Origin of the sequence: Paracoccus nototheniae (genome assembly GCF_004335005.1) — a bacterium.
GTDB lineage: Bacteria > Pseudomonadota > Alphaproteobacteria > Rhodobacterales > Rhodobacteraceae > Paracoccus > Paracoccus nototheniae.
Window position 1 is genome coordinate 114,651 of sequence record NZ_RQRT01000002.1, and the last position, 20,415, is coordinate 135,065.

Consider the following 20,415-nt stretch of genomic DNA (forward strand, 5'->3'; position numbering starts at 1 on the left):
CCCCCGTCCGATGCTGGAAATCGCCGCGCTGGAGAAACGCTTTGGCGACACGCAGGTGCTGCGCAACATCAACCTGCGCGTCGCGCCGGGGGAACTGGTCTTTGTCATCGGGCCGTCGGGATCGGGCAAGTCCACCATGCTGCGTTGCTGCAACCGGCTGGAGGAACCGACCTCGGGCGCGATCATGCTGGACGGGCAGAACATCACCGGCTGCGGCGCGCAGGCCCTGAACCGGATGCGGCTGCAACTGGGCATGGTCTTTCAGGGCTTTCATCTTTACCCGCATATGAACGTCTTGAAAAACGTCATGCTGGCGCAGGAAAAGGCCCTGAAACGCCCCCGCCCCGAAGCGCAGGCCCGCGCGATGGCGATGCTGGAACAGGTCGGGCTGGCGCATAAGGCCGATGCCATGCCCTCGGATCTGTCGGGTGGTCAGCAACAGCGCGTGGCGATCGCCCGGGCGCTGGCGCTGGACCCCAAGGTGATGCTGTTCGACGAGCCGACCTCGGCGCTGGACCCCGAACTGGTCGGATCGGTCCTGAAGGTGATGAAGGATCTGCGCCAAGCCGGCATGACCATGCTGGTCGTCAGCCACGAGATGGGCTTTGCCCGCGAGGCCGCCGACCGGGTCATCTTCATGGACGCGGGCGTCGTGGTCGAAGAGGGCACCCCCGACCAGATCTTTGGCGCGCCGAAAATGGCGCGGACGCAGGAATTCCTGTCGCGCGTGTCGGGCTGAGATGGAGCGGTTTCTGCAAACCTTCTTCGACGGCGCGGTCATGGCGCGATACCTGCCGGATTTTCCGGCCGGGATCTGGGTCACGCTGTATCTGGGCGCGGCCATCGTGGTTGCGGGCATCGCCGTGGGTCTTGGGCTGGCCTGCCTGCGCGCGATGGGCCATCGCTGGCTGAACGCGCTGATCATCGTCTATGCCGATATCGGGCGGGCGCTGCCGCCGCTGGTCGTGATCCTGATCTTTTACTTCGGCCTGCCGGGTCTGGGCATCCGGCTGTCCGGGCCGATGGTGCTGTTTCTGGTGCTGGGCGGCGTACTGGCCGCCTTTGCCGAAGAGATTTTCTGGGCCGGGCTGACATCCGTCCCCAAGGGCCAATGGGAGGCCGGTCGCGCCACCGGCCTGACATTCGCCCAGACCTTGATCCAGATCGCCCTGCCACAGGCCATCCGCCTTGGCATTCCGCCGCTGGTCAACCGGGTGCTGGCGATCACCAAGATGACCGCGCTTGGGTCCGTGATCGGCGTGTCCGAGATTCTGTCGGTCGCCTCCGAGGCGCAAAGTTTCTCCGGCTCGGCCACGCCCTTGACGATGGGCGCGCTGGTCTATGTGGCGATCTTTCTGCCGCTGGTCATCGCGACGCGGCTGCTGGAACGCCGCTATGCGTGGAGGGCCTGAGGGATGGATAACTTCGTCGATCTGTTTCTGAACATCGAGGTGATGCGCCAGACCCTGCCGCTGCTGCTGCGCGGGCTGTGGATGACGCTGAAGCTGTGTGCAGCGGTGATCGGGCTGGGCTTGCTGGGCGGGCTGATCCTGTCGCTGGCCTCGCTGGCGCGGTCGCGTTGGATCCGCTGGCCCGCCATCGCGCTGATCGACCTGTTGCGGGCAATGCCGCCGCTGGTTCTGCTGATCTTCATCTATTCCGGCCTGCCTTTCGCGGGGCTGGAGATCGCGCCCTTTGCCGCCGTGGTGGTGGCGTTCTTTCTGAACAATTCATCCTATTACGCCGAGGTCTATCGCGCCGGCATCCAATCCGTGCCGCGCGGCCAGACCGAGGCGGCGCGGGCCAGCGGCCTTTCCGCCCCACAGACGCTGGCCTATGTCGTGCTGCCGCAGGCGGTGCGAAACGTGCTGCCCGACCTGTTGTCGAACACGGTCGAGGTGGTGAAACTGACCTCGCTCGCCTCGGTCGTGTCTCTGGGCGAGATGCTCTATTCGGCCAATATGGCCCGATCCCTGACCTATAATTCGTCGCCGCTGGTGCTGGCGGGGCTGATCTATCTGGCGCTTTTGTGGCCGCTGGTCCGCCTTGTCAGCCGCTATCAGCGCCGGCTTGCTGTCTGAACAAAGGAAATGACCCGATGACGACAATGATCCTTGGCGGCGCCCAGATGGGGCCGATCCAGCAGGCCGACAGCCGCGCCGCGGTGGTGGCGCGGATGGTCGACCTGCTGCGCGCGGCCCATGCAAAGGGCGTGACCATGCTGGTCTATCCCGAACTGGCGCTGACCACGTTCTTTCCGCGCTGGTATGCCGAGGACCGGGCCGAGATGGACCACTGGTTCGAAACCGAGATGCCCAACGGCGCCACCGCGCCCCTGTTCGATCTGGCCCGCGATCTGGGCGTGGCGATCACCTTCGGCTATGCGGAACTGACGCCCGAGGGGCGGCATTTCAACACCTCGATCCTGACCAATCGTCAGGGCGAGATCGTGGGAAAATACCGCAAGGTGCATCTGCCCGGCCATGTCGAACTGGACCCGGACCGCACCCATCAGCATCTGGAAAAACGCTATTTCGAACCCGGCGATCTGGGCTTCAATGTCTGGCGGAACGGAGGCGTGGTGATGGGCATGGCGATCTGCAACGACCGCCGCTGGCCCGAAACCTATCGCGAGCTGGGGCTGCAGGGGGTGGAACTGGTGACCATCGGCTATAACACCCCCTCCGTGAACAGCCAGCTGGGCGACGAAGGTTTGGCGCAGCGTCTGTTTCATTCCGATCTGGTGATGCAGGCGGGCGCCTATCAGAACGCCACCTTCGTCGCGGGCATCGCCAAGGCGGGGCTTGAGGATGGCCATCACCTGATGGGCGGGTCCATCATCGTCGATCCCAATGGCATGGTCATCGCCCGCGCCGACACCGAGGATGACGAGCTGATCGTGGCGGATTGCGACTTTGCGCTGTGTGCCTTCGGTAAGGCCACCGTCTTCGACTTTGCCCGCCACCGCCGGATCGAGCATTATACCCGCACCGGCACCCAGACCGCCGCCATCGTCCCGAGGTAACCCCATGTTCGACACAGTCATCCACGGCGGCACGCTGGTCACCGCCAGCGACACGTTCCGCGCCGATATCGGCATCACCGGCGGCCGCATCGCGGCGCTTGGCGCGGGGCTGGACGGTCACCGCCGGATTGACGCCACCGACCGGCTGGTGATGCCCGGCGGGATCGAGGGGCATTGCCACATCGCGCAGGAAAGCAGCGCCGGGCTGATGTCGGCGGATGATTATTATTCGGGCTCTGTCTCGGCGGCCTTCGGGGGCAATTCCTGCTTTATCCCCTTTGCGGCCCAGCAGCGCGGTCAGTCGGTCGATGATGTTCTGGCGACCTATGACGCCCGCGCCGCGCCGCATTCGGTGCTGGATTATTCCTATCACCTGATCATCTCGGACCCGCGCCCCGAGGTGCTGGCCGATCAGCTGCCGCGCGCTTTTGCCCGGGGGATCACCTCGTTCAAGGTCTTCATGACCTATGACTTGATGAATCTCGGTGATGCGGGGATGCTGGATATCCTGACCGTCGCCAAGGCGCATGGCGCGATCACCATGGTCCATGCCGAAAACAACGACATGGTGAAATGGATGAACCGCCGTCTGGCCGATGCCGGGCTGACCGCGCCGAAATACCACGCCATCAGCCGCCCCGAGCTGGCCGAGGAAGAGGCGATCAACCGCGCGATTTCCCTGGCGAAACTGGTCGGGGCGCCGCTGTTCATCGTCCATGTCTCGACCGCCGGGGGGGCTGCGATCGTCCAGCGCGAACGGTTGGCGGGGGGGCAGGTCTTTGCCGAGACATGCCCCCAATATCTGGCCCTGACCCGCGACGATCTGGACCGACCGGGGATGGAGGGGGCCAAATACATCTGCTCGCCCCCCCTGCGCGACGCCGCCACGCAGGAGGCGCTGTGGTCCCATATCCGGCAGGGCACGTTCGACAGCGTCTCATCGGATCACGCGCCCTATCGGTACGACGCGACCGGCAAGCTGCTGCACGGTGCGGATGCGCCCTATCCCAAAATCGCCAACGGGATGCCGGGGATCGCGATGCGGCTGCCCTATCTGTTCTCGGAAGGGGTGGGCAGGGGGCGCATCACCCTGCAGCAATTCGTGGCTTTGTCATCCACCAATGCCGCGCGCATGTTCGGGCTGACGCAAAAGGGCAGCCTGATGCCCGGCATGGATGCCGATATCGCCATCTGGAACCCGCACGAGGTCCGCACCGTGACCGCCGCCGATCAGCATGACAAGATGGATTACACCCCGTTCGAGGGGATGCAGATCACCGGCTGGCCCGAAACGGTCCTGTCGCGGGGCGCGGTCATCGTTCAGGACGGCACCCTGCATGCGCAGCCAGGGCAGGGCCGCTTTGTCGCCCGCGCGCCGGTCGATCTGACCGCGCGGCCCGGCATCGCTGTCAAGGAACTGACGCCCGCCCATAATTTCGGCGCAAGGATCGCACCATGACCCATGGCCCCATTCTGGTGATTAACCCCAATTCCTCGCGCCGGGTGACGGACGGGCTGGCGCAGGCGCTGCGGCCCTATGCGCTGCCGGGCGGGCCGGTTTTCGAATGTCTGGACATCCCCGAAAGCCCCGCCACCATCGCATCGGAAGATGACGTGGCGCGCTGCGGGTTGCGGCTGGCGGAACTGGCGCAGGGGCGGACCGATGCCTCTGCCGTGGTGATCGCCTGTTTCTCGGATCCGGGTCTGGATCTGGCGCGGGATCTTTTGTCCATCGCGGTGATCGGCATCCAGCAGGCGGGCATCCTGACCGCCATGGCCCGGGCCGACCGGTTCGGCATCATCGCCCTGTCGCCGGCTTCGGTCGCGCGGCATATGCGGCGGATGCGGGGCATGGGCGTGCTGGACCGGCTGGCGGGGGAAGAGGCCCTGCCCGGCGTCAGTGCCGAGGATGCGGGCCATTCCGATGCCGTCTATGCCCAGACCCTGACCGCCGGGCAGCGGCTGGTGGCGCAGGGCGCGGGGGCGATCGTTCTGGGTTGCGCGGGCTTTGCGCCCCGCCGGGCGGCGCTGGAGGCGGCGCTTGGCGTGCCGGTCATTGACCCGGTTCAGGCCGCCGCCGTCATCGCCCTTGGCGCCGTGCTGGCCTGACGGGCATGGTCGCGCCCGATATTTCCCTGCGCCTGCTGGAGATTTTTTCGGCGATGATGCGGGCCGAAACGACGGTCGAGGCCGCCGAGGCGCTTGGCGTGTCGCAGCCCGCCGTCTCGGCCGGGCTGCGCCAGCTGGAGGTTCAGCTGGGCATCACCCTGTTCGAACGCACCCATCGCCGCCTCGTCCCCACCGCCGAGGCGCGCCTGCTGTATGAGGAGATCAAGCCCGTCTTCGGCCTGATGCGCAGCTTTGCGGGCCGCGCGCGCGACATCCGGCAGGGGAAATCGGGGCGGCTGCGGGTCATCGCGACGCCGCCTTTGGGCCACACGCTGGCGCCCCGCGCGCTGCGCCATTTCCTGCAGGGTCGGCCCGATGTGTCGGTCGCCTATGATGTGCGGCGGCTGGAACATGTGCTGGAGGCCGTGCAGACAGGCGCCGCCGATCTGGGGCTGGCTTTGTCGATGGACCGCGACCCCTCGGTCAATACCGAGGTTCTGCATCAGGGCCATATGGTCGCGCTGGTCCCGGCTTGCGGCGATCTGGCGGGCCGGGCGGCGATCACGCCGCAGGATCTGGGGCCGGATCTGGGGCAGGAACCGGGCGGCAGCGGGTTCGGTCTGATCGGGCTGGCCGAGGAATCCATTCTGGGACTGCTGGTCAAGACCGCCTTCGATCAGGCGGGCGTGGCCTATGCCCCACGGGTCGAGGTCCGCTATGCCTCGACCGCCGCCGTGCTGGCAAATGAGACGGGCGGCGCGACGGTGATCGACCCCTATACGGCGGCCTTTCATGGCACGCCGCAGATGGCGATCCGGCCCTTTTCGCCGCCCTGCGGGGTGTCGGCCATCCTGATCACAAGGAAAGGCGTGCCGCGCCCGCATCTGGTCCACAGCTTCATCGCGGAACTGCGACCGCTGTTTTCGGACCTGATCAGCCCGGCCCGGTCGTGACCGGGCAAGGGCGGTGCCGCAGGGTCACGGCACGATCAGGTATTTCTGACCCGTGGCCTTTTTCGTGCAGGCGCGCGCTATGTCTGTCGTCAGCAGGTCGGGCAGGCTGACCGTCGCCGTGTAATGGCTGGCAAATGTCGTCGTCATGCCGTCCGCGACCCGCGCGCGCATTCGCTTTTGCGTGTCCGCATCGATGCTGCGCAGGAAATTGAACAGCAGCCAGCCGCCGATCGACCAGGTGAACCCGAAACCGCGCCGCAGGATCGACGGCCTCGTGTCCAGCGCGCCATAGATATAGGCCTGCTTCAGCGTGGCCGAGCCATAGCGGTCATAGCCCTCCATCTTGCGGGCGGCCACGGCCTCCATCGCGTTCAGGATCTGGCTGGTCATCTCGCCTCCGCCGATGGCATCGAAGGCCAGCGTCGCGCCGGTCGCCTCGATCGCCTGTTCCAGATCGGCGGTAAAGCTGTCGGCGCTGCTGTCGACGATATGAGTGGCGCCGATGCCGCGCAGCAGATCGGTCTGTGCGGTGCTGCGCACGATATTGACCAGCGGGATGCCGTCTTCCTGACAAATCCGGACCAGCATCTGCCCCAGATTCGAGGCGGCGGGCGCATGCACGATGGCGCTGTGACCCTCGGCTCGCATCGTTTCGACAAATCCAAGCGCGGTCAGCGGATTGACGAACAGCGAGGCGCCGTCAGCCGCCTTGGCGCCTTCGGGCAGCACGATGCAGGCATCGATCCCGATCAGGCGGAATTCGGCATACATCGCGCCCCCGATCATCGCGACGCGCCGCCCGATCAGATGCGCCTGATCCGGCCCCGCCGCAACGACGGTGCCCGCAGCCTCGTTGCCCACCGGCAAAGATTGCCCGATCCGGGCGCGCACGGCGGCAAGCCCTGCATCCGACACGCGGGCGCTCAGCCCGGACCCACCGTCGTCCAGGGTCAGCGTGTCCATGTCCGCAGGCCCGAACAGCAGCCCCAGATCGGATGGATTGACCGGCGCGGCCTCAATCCGCACCAGCAGCTGGCCCGGCCCGGGATCGGACAGTTCGACCTGTTCCAGATGCAGGCGCAGCATCCCGTCCGCGGTGATGGTCGATCGCAATTCCTGGCTGGTCTGTGTCATGCGGTCCTCGCAAAGATGTCCAATGGCGGAACAACGCGTCAGATCGCTCTCGCGCACCATCGGTGCAGCGATTTTTCAGCGAAAAGGGGGGCGCGATCCGGGCCGCGCCCCGCCGTCATCAGAAGGTGAAGTCGTTGATGTCCAGATTGGCGCGGGCGAAATCCTCCAGCACGATCACCGTGTTCTGGTTGATCTGCAGCACCGTGTCGCTGCCCTGCTGGGTGGCGCCGCTGATCGCGCGCTGGACCTGACCGCGATCCAGATCGTCGATCTCGATCCGGTCGAGACCGTTCTGAAAATCGGTGATGCGGTCGCGGCCATCGCCCAGATCGAATTCGAACCGGTCCGCGCCGATCCCGCCGGTCAGCACGTCATTGCCGCGCCCGCCATCCAGCGTGTCATTGCCATATCCGCCATGCAGCAGGTCGGCACCATCCTCGCCCTCCAGCTCGTCGCGACCCAGATTGCCGAACAGCCGGTCATTGCCGATGCCGCCTTCCAGATCGTCGTCGCCATTCCCGCCATGCAGCACGTCATTGCCGCGCTGCCCTTCCAGATCGTCATTGCCGTCGCCGCCGAACAGCGTGTCGGCGCCATAGCCACCCCACAGGTCGTCATCGCCCGCATCGCCCCACAGGACGTCATTGCCCAGATTGCCATAGATCGTATCGTTGCCGATGCCGCCCGCAGCCCGGTCGTCGCCGCCATTGCCAAGGATCGTATCCGCGCCGCCGCGCCCAAAGATCAGATCCGCGACCGCGCTGCCGTTGATGCGGTCCCCAGCCTGTGTGCCAAGATATGTTGCCATGACAATCGTCCTTTTTCCGATGGTGACCGCTTTCGGGGCGGCCCTTGTGCGAATCGGTTTAGCACGCTGCGTCTGACAGCCCGCTGACGCCGGTTGTCAGCCCGCTGTCAGGTCCGCTCTGCTAGACCCGGGTTCATGAACAGACATTTCAGCACCCTTCTTCTGACCCTGTCGCTGGCGCCCGCCTCGCTTGATGCACAATCCGCGACCCCCGATTACGAAACCGCCCGCCGCGCCGTGCTGCGCGGCGAGATGCTGCCGCTGGAACGCATCCTGACGCTGGTCGAGGCTGATCACCCCGGCCAGATCGTCGAGGTGGAGCTGGAAAACGAAGATGGGATATGGCTGTATGAGGTCGAAGTTCTGACCCCTGCCGGGCATCTGATCGAAATCGATCTGGACGCGCGCACCGGCGAAATTCTGGGCTATGAGGAAGAAGACGACTGATGCGTGCCCTTGTGGTCGAGGATGATGCCAGGATCGCCGCCGATCTGGGCCGGGCGCTGAGCGCCTCGGGGTTTCGGGTCGAGACGCTGTCCTCGGGGCGCGAGGCGTGGTTCCGGGGCGGGACCGAAAATTATGATCTGATCGTGCTGGATCTGGGCCTGCCCGATCTGGACGGGCTGACGGTGCTGAAACGCTGGCGGGCCGAGGGATGCGATACGCCCGTCCTGATCCTGACCGCGCGCGGCGCCTGGACCGAACGGGTCGAGGGGATCGAGGCCGGGGCCGATGATTATCTGCCCAAACCCTTCCGGATGGAGGAACTGGTCGCCCGCGCCCGCGCGCTGGTCCGCCGCGCCGGCGGGCGGGCCGAACCGCGCATCGATCTGGGCCTGCTTGGCATCGATCTGAACCGGATGACCGTGACGGTCGGCGGCGTGCCCGTCGCGGTGACTCCGCTGGAATTTCGCCTGATCGCCTTTCTGGCGCTGCATCGCGACCGCGTGGTTTCGCCCACCGAATTGCTGGAACATCTTTACGGCGACGATGACGCACGCGAGGCGAATGCGCTGGAGGCGGTGATCGCCCGCCTGCGTCGCAAGCTGGGGCCGGGCATCATCGCGACGCGGCGGGGCTTCGGGTATCATCTGGACATGCCGGAATGAAACCTCTGTCGCTGCGCTGGCGGCTGGTGCTGATCGGCGGGGCGGCGATCGGGCTGGTCATGGCGCTGTCGGTGACCATGCTGGCGGTGCTGTTCGACCGCCATGTCCAGCGCGTGGGCGTCGAGGATCTGCGCGACCGGGCGCTGACGCTGCTGTCGGGGATCGAACCCGGCGCGCAGCCCGGCCAGCCGCCGCGCCTGCGCGACCAGCCCCGCAACCCGGCATGGCAGCGACCCTTTTCGGGGCATTACTGGCAAGTCTGGCTGGGCGATCAGGTGCTGCGGTCCCGGTCCCTGTGGGACGAAGTCTTGCCGGTCGATCCGACCCCGCCGCCGCCGGGCGCGGGGCGGGTGCTGACCCTGCCCGGTCCCGCCGGACAGACCCTGCTGGTTCTGGATCAGCAGGTGCTGATCGGGCGCGGCGATCTGGCCGTCCCGGTGCGTCTGCTGGTGGCCGAGGATCAGGACGATGCCGCCGCCGCCCGCGCCGCCTTTCTGCGCGATCTGATGCCATGGCTGGGCGGGCTGATGGTGGCGCTGATGCTGGGATCGTTTCTGCAGGTGACGCTTGGCCTGCGCCCTTTGGCGCAGGTCGGCGCGCATCTGGACGGGCTGGCGCAGGGCCGCCGCGCCAGACTGGGGCAGGATCTGCCCGCCGAGGTGGCCCCGCTGGCCGACCGTCTGGACCGGCTGCTGGATGACCGAGACCGCGAACTGGATCGGGCGCGCCACCGGGCGGGCGATCTGGCGCATGGGTTCAAGACGCCGTTGCAGGCGCTGATGGGCGATGCGCAAAACCTGCGTGATCTGGGCCAGCCGCAGATCGCCGCCAGCATCGAACAGGTCGCCACCGTCATGCGCCGCCATGTGGACCGCGAACTGGCCCGCGCCCGCATCCGGACCGACGCCGCCCATGCCCGGGCGGAAATCGCCCCCGCCGTCGAGCGTGTGATCGGCGTGCTGTCGCGCACGCCTGCCGGGGCGGGCATGGGCTGGCGGATCGACGTGCCACCCGGTCCTTCGGCCCGCATCGACCCCGACGATCTGACCGAGGCATTGGGCGCGCTGTTGGAAAATGCGCTGCGCCACGCGCGGTCGCAGGTCGGCGTCGCGCTGCGGGTTCAGGGCGCGCATCTGGACCTTGCGATCCGCGATGACGGCCCCGGCGTGCCGCCCGCCGCGCTGGAGCGTCTGGTGCAGCGCGGCGTCCGGCTGGATGAAAGCGGCGACGGGCAGGGCATCGGTCTGGCCATCGCGACCGAGATCGCCGAGGCCGCAGGCGGCGGTCTGACGCTGGCCAATGCCGATCCGGGCCTGCTGGTCCGGCTGCGCCTGCCGCTGCATCTGTCGTCAGGCGTCCCGGCCTGACAGGGTCGTGACAAAGCCTTCGGCCTGCAGGTCGCCCAGAAGGGCGGCGATATCGGCGGTCAGCTGCGTCTCGGGGATGGCGGGGAAGACCTCGGACAGGGTCTGGGCCAGATCGCGGGCGCTGCCCGGCAGCTCCAGCAGCGCCCAGACCGCATGGCCGATCGGGTTCAGATGCCACAGGCGGGGGGCGCCGGGGCTCCATAAAAAAGCGCCGTCGCCCATGCGGCGCAGCTTGAGGCCCGCGCTCTGCGCCGCGACCAGATCGGGGGGCAGGGGTGTCGGGCTGCGGGTCGGCGCGGACGGGCTGCCGGGCAGGGGCGGAGCCAGCGGCAGACGCCCGCAGGCAGGCGCATCGCCTGCAAAGGCGCGGCGCAGCAGGGCGGTGGCCTCTTCCAGATCGGCATAGACCAGCCGCAGGCAGGCCAGCTGCCCGACCAGATGGCGGCCAAGCGCAAAGGCCCGTTCCGCATCGCCCAGATCGCCCATGTTCTGCGCCAGCAGGTGATGCATCGCCTGATCGGGGTCCATCCGGTGCAGCTGTGCCGCGCCGCTGCCCCTCCGGTCCAGCACGATCAGCGTGCCGGGCCGGGCGGTCTGGCCATGCGGGGCCAGATTGGGCGTGGCCAGATAGGCATAGCGCGCATCGCGCGGCCCCGCGGCGCACGCGACATGGCGGCGAAACGCCTCCGTCGCATCCTGTGGCAGCGGCAGGCGCAGCCGGGGTGCGATGCCCAGGGCGATGGCGTCAAAATCCGGGGTCAGGGGCAGCACGTCGTCGCAAAAGATGCTCACATCCGGCTCGGCTGTCAGCCGCGCGATCAGGGTGCTTTTTCCGGCCCGCATCGGCCCGGTCAGCAGGATCAGCGGCCCGTCAAAGCGAAAGGCCCCGCAATGCAGGGCCAGACAGCCGGGACGTCCGGCCAGATAGCCTTCGGACAGATCGGCGATCAGCGCGCAGGCGGCACCGGCGGTGTCCAGCCCGGTCAGATCGCCCTCGTAAAAGGGCGAGCGGGCGGTAAAGCCCGCCCGCCCGCCTGTGGTGCCGCCCGTCAGCGCCGCGCAAAGATCGCCGGGCCGGGGGGCGGGCAGGATCTGTGGCGCCCATCCCTTGATCGCGCCCGCCAGCGCCTCGCGCACCGGTTGCGCCCCCGTCATGCGGATCGACAGGCCCGAACCGGGAAAATGCAGGTGCTGGACCGGACCGCGCGGCGGGCGCGCGGATTTGGCGTGGCGGGGGCGGGGACGGGCGGTCATGGGCCTTAGCCGCGCGACGGCTTGGACCAGTCGCGCCGGGCCGAGGGCCGTGACGGACGGCTGCGATTGCCCCGGGCCGAGGGCCGCGAGGCGCGGCTGGCCTGGCCAAAACCGCGCCCGCTGCCGCGACCATTGTTGCCGCGCCCGCTGCCGCGACCATTGTTGCCGCGACCGCTGCCGCGCCCGTTGTTGCCGCGACCACTGCCGCGACCGCTGTTGCCACGACCACTGCCGCCGCGGCCCCCACCGCCGCTGCCGCCGCGCCCGCTGCCGCCGCCTCTGCCACTGTTGCCGCTGTTGCCGCTGGCATGGGCGGTGTCGAACCCGGCCAAAGCGGGGGCGACATAGACGGCTCCGGCGGCGCCGACGGCCAGACCCAGCTTGGCCAGCAGCCCGCGACGCGAAAGACGGATATCGGATGTGTCGGACATGGCGATCTCTCCTGATGTTGCGCTGGCCGGTCAGATCCGGCCTGGGGGTGCAACGGGGCGGCGCGGCGCTTTATTCCCCGCTGACCGAGAAAACCTGCGGGGCTGCGCCCGTGCACTCGCCCGCCCCGGTCAGCAGACCGTGCCCGAAGACCGGATCGCGGCCCTCTGCCCCCAGATCGCGGGCGCAGCGGGCCAGCTGGCCGCGCGCCTCGGCGGCGCTGAGGCCCCCGCGCGTCATGCCAAGCGCCAGCGCCGCCGTGACGAAGGGCGCCGCATAGGACGTGCCCGAGCGCAGCCGCCCGCCCTCGATCGAGGCGGCGGTCCACAGATTGACGCCGGGGGCCGCCAGCGCGACATGATCGCCCCGCGCGCCCTGCCGATAGGGTTGGTTGTCGGCATCGACGGCGGTCACCGCGATCACCTCGGGCCATGCTGCGGGAAAGGCGGGCGCTGCCCCGGGCCCGCCATTGCCCGCCGCCGCGACCAGCCCGATCCCGGCCTCGTGCGCGCGGATCACGATCTGGCGCAGGACCGGGTTGGGCGGCCCGGAAAAGGACATGTTGATGACCTGAACCTGCGCCGCGATCAGCACGTCCAGCGCCGCCAGCAGCGAAAACGCATCCGCCGCCGCCCCGTCCGCGCGGCTGTGAAACGCCTCGACCGCGATCAGCCGGGCGCGGGGCAGCAGGCCCGGCGCGCGGCCCTGAACATTGCCGATCAGCAGCGCGGCCACGGCAGTGCCATGCTGGCGCCCGGCTGCGTCGCGCCCGGACAGCGCCACCTGTTCCACCCGCAGGGACTGGCCCCGCAGCGACGGATGGTCAGGATTGACGCCGGTATCGATCATGCCGATGCGGGGGGTCGCGCTTTGATCGGCAGGGGTCCAGCCGATCATACGATGGGCCTGGCAATCGTCGCCTTCGCAGGTCAGCGCATCGGGACGATAGAGCGTGTTGAGGCTGGCCAGCGACCCCGGCAACAGACGCGTGATTTCGGCCCGCGCTTCGGCGGGGCTGCGACCGGGGGGCAGGCGCAGCCGGGCCGCACGGCGCGACAGGGTGATGTTCTGCGTCTCGGCCAGCACAGCATAGCCCGCCGCCTGCAGCGCTGCGGTGCCCGTCCCGGGCGGCAGCAGGACGACCATCTCGGGCCGCGCGGCGGGCGCGGCACGGCGCGGTGCCGGGCCGCTGACCGAGGCGCGGCTGAAAGACGGCGCGCTGAAGGATGGCCCGCTGCCATCCGAGGCCCGCGCGACCCCCATCCCCGCCAACAGCGGCGCGGCATAGGCCAGCCCTGCGGCCAGCCCAAGCCGCGCCAGCATTGCACGGCGCGTGCTGCGCGGATCGCGGGGGGCTTGGGTGGCGTCGGGCGGGCGGCGGTCGTGGTCCATGCGGGTCGGTCCTTGTCCGGGAGGGGTAGCGGTGCGGCGGGCGGGTCCGGGGAATCGACCGGGCGCTGCGGGAACGTCGGTCGGGACAGGTTTATTCCCTTGCCGCCCATCCTGCACTTTTGTTTTGCGGCGGTGGGATTAAAATCGCCGCTGCTGCGTTCTGACGGTGAACGACCACCGGAGGGGGACCAAGCCTTGACCCAAGACCTGCGCGCCCAGATGATCGCGCTGTTGCCCCGCCTGCGGTCCTTTGCGCGCGGCCTGTCCGGCCAGCACGCGCTGGCCGATGATCTGGTGCAGATCACGGTGGAAAAGGCGCTGCGCCATCTGGACAGCTTCGACCCCGGATCGCGGCTGGACAGCTGGCTGTTCCGCATCCTGCGCAACAGCTTTATCGACCATGTCCGCGCGCGCCGCGAGACGACCAGTCTGGACGCCGACGACGCCCTGCCGCTGATCGGCACCGATGGGCGCGAGGTGACCGAGACGCGCCTGCATCTGGCCGATGTCCGCCGCGCGATGGACCGCCTGCCCGAGGATCAGCGCATCGTCCTGATGCTGGTCTGTGTCGAGGGGCTGCGCTATCGCGAGGTGGCCGAGGCGCTGGATTTGCCGCAGGGCACGGTGATGAGCCGCCTCAGCCGCGCCCGGCTGGCCTTGGCGCAGCTGTTGCAGGACGTGGACAGCCCCGCCTCTTCCTCGGCCGGAACGGCCTGAATGACCCGCAAAGGCAGATCCCGATGACCCCGATCACCCCCGATGAGGACCTTGACGCGATGCTGATGGCGCTGGCCGATGGCGAACTGGACGACCCCACCGCCGCGCGGCTGAGGGCGCGCATCGCCGCCGATCCGGCGCTGGCCGCGCGCTTTGCGGTCTTTACGGACACGCGCGACAGCTTGCGGGCGGCCTTCCCGCCGCAATCCGCCCCCGATCCGCTGATCGCCACGATCATGGCCGGGGCGCAGCCGGCCACGGTGCTGCCCTTCCGCCGCAGACCGGCGCTGCGCCCGGTGGCGGGATGGGCGCTGGCGGCGTCTGTGGTTCTGGCGGTGGGGCTGGGGGGGTATCTTGCCGGGCGCGCCACGCCTCCGGGTCTGGCGCCCCTGCAACAGGCGGCGGTTGCGCTGGCCGCAACCCCGACAGGGGGCGAGGCGCCCTTGCCGGGCGGCACCACCGCCCGCGCGCTGGCCAGCTTTGACACCGATCTGGGCCTTTGCCGTCTGATCGAGGCGGGGGGGACACGCGGGCTGATGTGCCGCGACGGGTCGGGCTGGGCGCAGGCGCTGGCGGTGCCGGGCGCAGGGGATGACGCCTATCAGCCGGCCTCGGATCTGGGGACCGGACTGATCGACGCGGCGCTGGATCAGATCGGCGCCGGTCCGGCGCTGGAACCGGAGGAGGAGGCGGCGCTGTTGGCGCCCTGATCCCTCAAGGCCCGTCAGCCGTCATGGCTGCGCGCCGATGTCCCACCACAGCCCCGCCATCACCTGCAGCGCATCCCGGCACAGCGGCATCAGCACATGTTCGTTCGGCGCATGCTGCGAACAGCCGCGATAGGAATGCGGCACCCAGATCGTCGGCAGGCCCAGAAGATCGGCAAAGACGTCATTGGGCAGCGATCCCGCCAGATTGGGCAGCACATGCGGTGCCCGGCCCCCGGTCCGGGTCAGCGAGGCCGCGACAAAGCGCACCCAATCATGATCGGGGTCCAGCCGCGTGGCGTGGAAAAACCCCCGGTCCTGCGGCACGATCCGCACCGCCCCGAAACCCTGCGCGTCCAGATGGCGGCGCAGCGCGGGCAGGATGTCATCGGGATCGGTCCCCACCACATAGCGCAGCTGGCAGGTCGCCCGCGCCCGGGCCGCGATCGCATTGACCGGCGCATCCGGGACGCCCGCCGTCATCGCCAGCACCGCAAAGCTGTTCCAGCCATAGGCGCGTTCGGCGGGCGTCAGATCAGCCTCGCCCCAGTCCGTGTCGATGGAGGGGCCGCTGTCATCCTCGATCGGCAGGCCGTCCAGCGCGGCGCGGATCTGCGGGGTCAGGCTGTCGGGGCGCCATTCGGGGATCAGGATCTGCCCGCGCCGGTCGCTGATCGAGGCCAGGGCATGGGCCAGGATCATCGCCGGATCGGCCAGAAGCCCGCCCCAATTGCCGGAATGATGCGCGCCGTCGCGCAGTTCCAGCACCAGATCGAAACTGACCGCGCCCCGCGATCCCATGAACATCGTCGCCACATCCGGATGCAGCCGCGGCCCGTCCGAGGCGATCAGCACATCCGCCCTGAGGTCCGCCCGATGCGCGCGGCAGAAATCGGCCAGACCGGACGATCCGGTCTCTTCCGACATCTCGATCAGCATCGTGACGTTGAACCCCAGATGCCCGCGCGCCGCGATCACCGCTTCCAGCGCGGCGATGTTGATCAGATGCTGCGCCTTGTTGTCCGCGCTGCCGCGGCCGTAAAGCCGCGCGCCCTCGGCGGTCAGGTTGAAGGGGTGCAGACCTTCGCGCCACTGTTCGGTCTGGGCGCGGATCACATCGCCATGACCATAGCTGAGAACCGTCGTCCGCGCCGGATCCTCGATCCGCCGGGCCAGCAGCAGGGGCCCGCCTGCGGGGTCGGGATTGTCATGAACGGTGCAGTCGAACCCCAAAGCCTGCAGGCGCGGCCCGATCGCCTGTTCCAGATAGCGGGGCAGTTCGGCCCGCGCCTCCGGGTTCTGGCTTTCGGTCGGATGGGCGACCAGGGCGGCCAGATCGGCCTGAAAGCGGCCGCTATCGGCATAATGGCGGGCGTGGTCGAGGGCTGCGTCGCGGGTCATGTCCGGCTTTCTGACAGGGGAGGGGCGCCGTCAGCGGTGCGGCGGCGCGAGGTCGCGCGGTCCTGCAACAGGTCCAGCGCATCGGCATTCATCCGGCCCCAGTCATAGACCAGATCGACCAGCCCGACAAAGCGCCCGCCCAGGGGCGTCAGGCGGTATTCGACCGCAGGCGGGACGGTGCTTTCGACATGGCGGGTGATCAGGCCGCTGGCCTCCATCTCGCGCAGGGTCTGGACCAGCATCTTTTTGGAAATGCCCGGCAGGCTGCGATGCAGAACCCCGGTGCGCGCCGCGCCGTCATGGCGGACCTGCAGCACATGCAGGATCATGCTGGTCCATTTGGTGGAAAACAGCTCCATCACCCGACGCGGGGCGCAATCCTCGCGCCATTCGTCCTCGCGGCTGTCAGTCGTCATCTTGGGGGGCTCATGGTGGTGACCTTTGGGTGCCTATGTCCCTTTATGGTGCCGTCTGGCAGCCGGGCCTGCAAGCCCCTACCTGAGGCTGACAGCAATCCGAGGAACCATCATGGCCCCCACCGCACTTGTCGTCGGCGCAACCGGCATTCAGGGCAGCGCGATCGCCGCGCAGCTGGTCGATCTGGGCTGGACCGTCCACGGTCTCAGCCGCAATCCGCAGCCGCAGCCGGGCGTGATCCCGCTGGCCGCCGATCTTCTGGACCCGCCCGCGCTGGCCCAGGCCCTTGACGGGCTGCGCCCCAGCCATGTCTTTCTGACCACATGGCTGCGCATGCCGACCGAGGCTGAAAACATCCGCGTCAATGCAGCGATGATCCGCAACCTGTTCGACGCGCTGCGTCCGGCGGGCAGTGTGCAGCACGCCGCGCTTGTCACCGGGCTCAAGCATTATCTGGGCCCGTTCGAGGCCTATGGCAAAGGCCGGCTGCCGCAGACCCCCTTCCGCGAGGAACAGGGCCGGTTGGACGTCGCCAATTTCTATTACGCGCAAGAGGACGAGCTGTTTGCCGCCGCCGCCCGCGACGGGTTCGGCTACAGCATCCACCGCCCGCATACGGTCATCGGCAAGGCGGTCGGCAATGCGATGAACATGGGCACGACGCTGGCCGTCTATGCGACCCTGTGCCAGAAAACCGGGCGTCCGTTCCGCTTTCCGGGATCGGCGGCGCAATGGAACGGGCTGACCGACATGACCGATGCGCGCCAACTGGCCGCGCAGGTCATCTGGGCCGCCCAGACCCCCGCCGCGCGCGATCAGGATTTCAACATCGTCAATGGCGACATCTTCCGGTGGAGCTGGATGTGGCCGCGCCTTGCCGAATGGTTCGGCATTCCCGCCGCGCCCTTCGACGGCATCCCGGCGCCGCTGGAACAGCAGATGGCCGATGATGCGCCCCTCTGGGCGCAGATCGCGGCGGATCACGGGCTGGTCGAGGCCGATCTGGGCCGGCTTGCCTCTCCCTGGCATACCGATGCCGATCTGGGCCGCCCGATCGAGGTGGTGACCGATATGTCGAAAAGCCGGATGATGGGCTTTACCGGCTATCAGGCCACCGATCTGGCCTTTTTCGACCTGTTCGCGCAGCTGCGGCAGGACCGGTTGATCCCCTGACCCTTGCCGGTTGCAAGCGGACGCGATGCTCATCCGGCAAAACCCGCCTCGGCGGGGCCCGATAGCATCGCCGTTCCGCCCTGCGCCACCGGGTCGCGCCGGGTGGTGGTGAATTGCAGGGCCGCGGCGGCCAGCTGTTCGGTCTGCTGTTCCAGCGCATGGGTCGCGGCGGTGGTCTGTTCGACCATGGCCGCGTTCTGCTGGGTGGCGCGGTCCATCTGGTCGGCCGTCGCCGTCAGCGCATTCAGGCTGTGCGCCTGATCGCGGGCGGTTTCGGCGATGGTGGTGATGACCCTGCGCACGGTCGATACCTCGTCGACGATGGTCATCAGCGACTGGCCCGAGGCCCGCACCAGATCGGCGCCTTCGGTCACATAGCCGGTCGAGGCGGTGATCAGATCCTTGATCTGATGCGCGGCATCGGCCGAGCGGCGGGCCAGCCCGCGGACCTCTTGCGCGACGACGGCAAAGCCGGCGCCCGCATCGCCCGCCCGCGCGGCCTCGATCCCGGCATTCAGCGCCAGCAGGTTGGTCTGAAAGGCGATCTCGTCGATGACGCCGATGATGGCGCCGATCTGGCGGGACGATCCTTCGATCTGGCCGACCGCGACTACCGCCTGTTGCACGATCTGGCCGCCGCCTTCGGCATTCTTCTGGGCCGTCTCGGCGCTGACGCGGGCCTGTGCCACCCCGGTCGCGGCCTGATCGACACCGCGCGACACCTCGGTCAGGGCGGCGACGGTTTCTTCCAGACTGGCGGCCTGCTGTTCGGTGCGATGCGCCAGATCGCTGGCGGCGCTGCTGATCTCGGCCAGACCGGCGCGCATCATGGTCACCCCTTCGATCACCGTGCCCAAAGCATCGTCCAGCTGGTCCAGCGATTCGTTGAACTGGTGGCGGATGGCTGCGAATTCGGGGGCCACATCCTCGGTGATGCGCACAGTCAGATCGCCGCTGCTGAGCCGGTCGAAGCCCGCGCCGATCACCGTCACGAAACGATCCAGCTGCGCGGCGCGTGCCTGTGTGGCCCGGGCCTCGGCCTCTTGCAGGGTCCGGGCGGCACCGGCCTCGGCGGTCAGAAGGTCGCGCTGGATGGTGGCGCTGCGGAAGGTTTCCACCGCGCGGGCCATGGCGCCGACCTCGTCGCCGCGATCGCGGCCCGGGGCGGGCAGGTCGGTGCGCCCTGCGGCCAACTGGCCCATCATCGCGGTCAGCGCCCCGATGGGCCGACTGATGCTGCGCGACAGGGGCACGGCGCAGGCGATCAGCGCGGCCAGCAACAGCGCCGACCACAGCCCGCTGCGCCGGATCTCGGCCCGGAAATCGGCGGCGATGTCGTTGACATAAAGGCCCGCGCCGACGGTCCAGTCCCATGGCGTGAATTGCTGGGAATAGGACAGCTTTCGCAGCGGATCGCCGCCCGACAGCCGGGTCACGTGATATTGGGTGAAACCGCCACCGATGCGGGCGGCGGCGATTAGGTCGCGGATGTGGAACTTGCCCGTCGCATCGGTCGCGTCCCAGGCATTGCTGCCTTCGCGGGACAGATCGGGATGCATGACCCGCAGGCCTTGGGGGTTGAAGATGAAGATGTAATCGTCATCTCCATAGCGGATGGCGCGGGCGGCCTCTTTCGCGCGGTCCTGCGCCTCGGACAGGGGCAGGGTGCCCGCCTCGGCCTGCGCGGCGAAATGGGACAGGATGGCCATCGTGCTGTCGACCTGCGTCCGGATCAGATCCTTGCGGTCGTTCCACATCAGCGACCTCAGCGACATCAGCTGCAGCGACATCGCCGCGATGCTGAGGGTCGCCGCCACCGCGATCAACAAGGCCAGTTTCCGAGAGATGCCGAATGTCATAAGTCCGCCCGCCTGAATGCTGCTGCATCAGGGCAATATCAGACGACAATGAAGAACAGGTTGACGCCCGCCCGACCCAACCCCCTTCAGGGCCAAACCCCCTCAGGCGCAGGCGATCTGGTCCAGCACCGGCGCGCACAGATCGGGACGGCCCCCGCAGCAATCGCGCATCAGAAAGCCCAGCAGATCGCGCATCGTCTCCATCCGCGCGAAATAGCGGATCGACCGCCCCTCGCGCAGGGACCGCACCAACCCGGCGCCGGACAGGATCGTTAGATGGTTGGACAGGGTGTTGGGGCGGATCTGCAGGCGGCGCGCAATCTCTCCGGCGGCCATGCCTTCGGGTCCGGCCTGCACCAGCTGGCGGAACACGTCCAGCCGCGCCCCGAGGGCCAGCGCCGACAGGACCGGGATCGCATCGTCATTTTCCATTCCCGATATATGGTCGATGGAGCGGGCGCCTGCAATCCCGGCATCTGCGTGGCCCCAAAGCCGACGCCCCTTGCAAGGCGGGCAGGCTTGGGTCACGCTGCACGTCGCGCAACTCTGCAGCAATCAGAG

Annotated in this window: 22 protein-coding genes; 13 read left to right on the forward strand and 9 right to left on the reverse strand. The window is 68.4% G+C overall.

Annotation, left to right across the window (positions count from 1 at the left end):
• The first annotated feature begins 10 nt into the window (after positions 1-10).
• From EG885_RS01525 to EG885_RS01555, 7 genes are read left to right on the forward strand one after another with little or no spacing between them, the layout of a single operon-like run.
• Positions 11-739, forward strand: a complete 729-nt coding sequence (locus EG885_RS01525) for an amino acid ABC transporter ATP-binding protein (protein ID WP_131572787.1) — start codon at positions 11-13, stop codon at positions 737-739.
• A gap of 1 nt (position 740) precedes the next feature.
• Positions 741-1,412 (forward strand): amino acid ABC transporter permease, encoded by a 672-nt coding sequence (locus tag EG885_RS01530; RefSeq protein ID WP_131572701.1) that lies wholly within the window; start codon positions 741-743, stop codon positions 1,410-1,412.
• A gap of 3 nt (positions 1,413-1,415) precedes the next feature.
• Positions 1,416-2,081, forward strand: a complete 666-nt coding sequence (locus tag EG885_RS01535) for an amino acid ABC transporter permease (RefSeq protein WP_131572702.1) — start codon at positions 1,416-1,418, stop codon at positions 2,079-2,081.
• A 17-nt stretch (positions 2,082-2,098) separates the two neighbouring features.
• Positions 2,099-3,025 carry an N-carbamoyl-D-amino-acid hydrolase gene (locus EG885_RS01540; RefSeq protein WP_131572703.1) on the forward strand — a complete coding sequence of 309 codons (927 nt, stop codon included), beginning with the start codon at positions 2,099-2,101 and terminating at the stop codon, positions 3,023-3,025.
• 4 nt (positions 3,026-3,029) lie between these two features.
• A complete protein-coding gene (gene hydA / locus EG885_RS01545; RefSeq protein ID WP_131572704.1) occupies positions 3,030-4,484 on the forward strand; it encodes a dihydropyrimidinase in 1,455 nt (484 codons plus the stop codon).
• Positions 4,481-5,134 carry an aspartate/glutamate racemase family protein gene (locus tag EG885_RS01550; protein ID WP_131572705.1) on the forward strand — a complete coding sequence of 218 codons (654 nt, stop codon included), beginning with the start codon at positions 4,481-4,483 and terminating at the stop codon, positions 5,132-5,134. The genes hydA and EG885_RS01550 overlap by 4 nt, the downstream gene beginning before the upstream one ends.
• Positions 5,135-5,139: 5 nt before the next feature.
• On the forward strand, positions 5,140-6,087 hold the full coding sequence (locus EG885_RS01555; RefSeq protein WP_131572706.1) for a LysR substrate-binding domain-containing protein: 948 nt from the start codon (positions 5,140-5,142) through the stop codon (positions 6,085-6,087).
• A 24-nt stretch (positions 6,088-6,111) separates the two neighbouring features.
• On the opposite strand, the gene EG885_RS01560 is transcribed toward EG885_RS01555, so the two are convergent.
• Both EG885_RS01560 and EG885_RS01565 read right to left on the reverse strand, forming a co-directional pair.
• Positions 6,112-7,221, reverse strand: coding sequence for a zinc-binding dehydrogenase (locus EG885_RS01560; protein ID WP_131572707.1), 1,110 nt, complete (start codon positions 7,219-7,221; stop codon positions 6,112-6,114).
• Positions 7,222-7,339: 118 nt separating this feature from the next.
• Positions 7,340-8,029, reverse strand: a complete 690-nt coding sequence (locus tag EG885_RS01565) for a calcium-binding protein (RefSeq protein ID WP_131572708.1) — start codon at positions 8,027-8,029, stop codon at positions 7,340-7,342.
• Positions 8,030-8,164: 135 nt separating this feature from the next.
• Here EG885_RS01565 and EG885_RS01570 point away from each other — a divergent pair, with 135 nt between their 5' ends.
• Genes EG885_RS01570 through EG885_RS01580 form a run of 3 tightly spaced genes read left to right on the forward strand, consistent with a single transcriptional unit; the run spans position 8,165 to position 10,505 of the window.
• Positions 8,165-8,476 (forward strand): PepSY domain-containing protein, encoded by a 312-nt coding sequence (locus tag EG885_RS01570; protein ID WP_131572709.1) that lies wholly within the window; start codon positions 8,165-8,167, stop codon positions 8,474-8,476.
• Positions 8,476-9,138 carry a response regulator transcription factor gene (locus EG885_RS01575; RefSeq protein WP_131572710.1) on the forward strand — a complete coding sequence of 221 codons (663 nt, stop codon included), beginning with the start codon at positions 8,476-8,478 and terminating at the stop codon, positions 9,136-9,138. Before EG885_RS01570 ends, EG885_RS01575 begins: the two co-directional genes overlap by 1 nt.
• On the forward strand, positions 9,135-10,505 hold the full coding sequence (locus tag EG885_RS01580) for a sensor histidine kinase (protein WP_131572711.1): 1,371 nt from the start codon (positions 9,135-9,137) through the stop codon (positions 10,503-10,505). Before EG885_RS01575 ends, EG885_RS01580 begins: the two co-directional genes overlap by 4 nt.
• On the opposite strand, the gene EG885_RS01585 is transcribed toward EG885_RS01580, so the two are convergent.
• The 3 genes from EG885_RS01585 to EG885_RS01595 all read right to left on the reverse strand — a co-directional run bounded on the left by EG885_RS01585 (position 10,488) and on the right by EG885_RS01595 (position 13,580).
• Positions 10,488-11,759, reverse strand: coding sequence for a PqqD family peptide modification chaperone (locus EG885_RS01585; RefSeq protein WP_131572712.1), 1,272 nt, complete (start codon positions 11,757-11,759; stop codon positions 10,488-10,490). The genes EG885_RS01580 and EG885_RS01585 overlap by 18 nt on opposite strands.
• Positions 11,760-11,764: 5 nt before the next feature.
• On the reverse strand, positions 11,765-12,190 hold the full coding sequence (locus EG885_RS01590; protein ID WP_207392172.1) for a hypothetical protein: 426 nt from the start codon (positions 12,188-12,190) through the stop codon (positions 11,765-11,767).
• Between the two features lie 70 nt (positions 12,191-12,260).
• Positions 12,261-13,580: a S8 family serine peptidase gene (locus EG885_RS01595; RefSeq protein WP_131572713.1), complete on the reverse strand. Its 1,320-nt coding sequence runs from the start codon at positions 13,578-13,580 to the stop codon at positions 12,261-12,263.
• 195 nt (positions 13,581-13,775) lie between these two features.
• Between EG885_RS01595 and EG885_RS01600 the strand changes: the two genes are divergently transcribed.
• Both EG885_RS01600 and EG885_RS01605 read left to right on the forward strand, forming a co-directional pair.
• Complete coding sequence (locus EG885_RS01600) at positions 13,776-14,297, forward strand: RNA polymerase sigma factor (RefSeq protein ID WP_131572714.1); 522 nt, start codon at positions 13,776-13,778, stop codon at positions 14,295-14,297.
• A gap of 23 nt (positions 14,298-14,320) precedes the next feature.
• On the forward strand, positions 14,321-15,007 hold the full coding sequence (locus tag EG885_RS01605) for an anti-sigma factor family protein (RefSeq protein ID WP_131572715.1): 687 nt from the start codon (positions 14,321-14,323) through the stop codon (positions 15,005-15,007).
• Positions 15,008-15,028: 21 nt separating this feature from the next.
• On the opposite strand, the gene EG885_RS01610 is transcribed toward EG885_RS01605, so the two are convergent.
• Together EG885_RS01610 and EG885_RS01615 are read right to left on the reverse strand one after the other, a co-directional pair.
• Complete coding sequence (locus tag EG885_RS01610) at positions 15,029-16,405, reverse strand: M20 family metallopeptidase (RefSeq protein WP_131572716.1); 1,377 nt, start codon at positions 16,403-16,405, stop codon at positions 15,029-15,031.
• A complete protein-coding gene (locus EG885_RS01615; RefSeq protein ID WP_131572717.1) occupies positions 16,402-16,821 on the reverse strand; it encodes a winged helix-turn-helix transcriptional regulator in 420 nt (139 codons plus the stop codon). The genes EG885_RS01610 and EG885_RS01615 overlap by 4 nt, the downstream gene beginning before the upstream one ends.
• A 112-nt stretch (positions 16,822-16,933) precedes the next feature.
• Here EG885_RS01615 and EG885_RS01620 point away from each other — a divergent pair, with 112 nt between their 5' ends.
• Positions 16,934-17,995: an SDR family oxidoreductase gene (locus EG885_RS01620; RefSeq protein WP_131572718.1), complete on the forward strand. Its 1,062-nt coding sequence runs from the start codon at positions 16,934-16,936 to the stop codon at positions 17,993-17,995.
• 29 nt (positions 17,996-18,024) lie between these two features.
• Here the strand turns inward: EG885_RS01620 and EG885_RS01625 are convergent, their stop codons facing one another.
• Both EG885_RS01625 and EG885_RS01630 read right to left on the reverse strand, forming a co-directional pair.
• On the reverse strand, positions 18,025-19,854 hold the full coding sequence (locus EG885_RS01625; protein WP_131572719.1) for a methyl-accepting chemotaxis protein: 1,830 nt from the start codon (positions 19,852-19,854) through the stop codon (positions 18,025-18,027).
• 102 nt (positions 19,855-19,956) lie between these two features.
• Entirely contained in the window at positions 19,957-20,286 is a 330-nt protein-coding gene (locus EG885_RS01630) for an ArsR/SmtB family transcription factor (RefSeq protein WP_131572720.1), read from the reverse strand.
• Positions 20,287-20,415 lie beyond the last annotated feature (129 nt).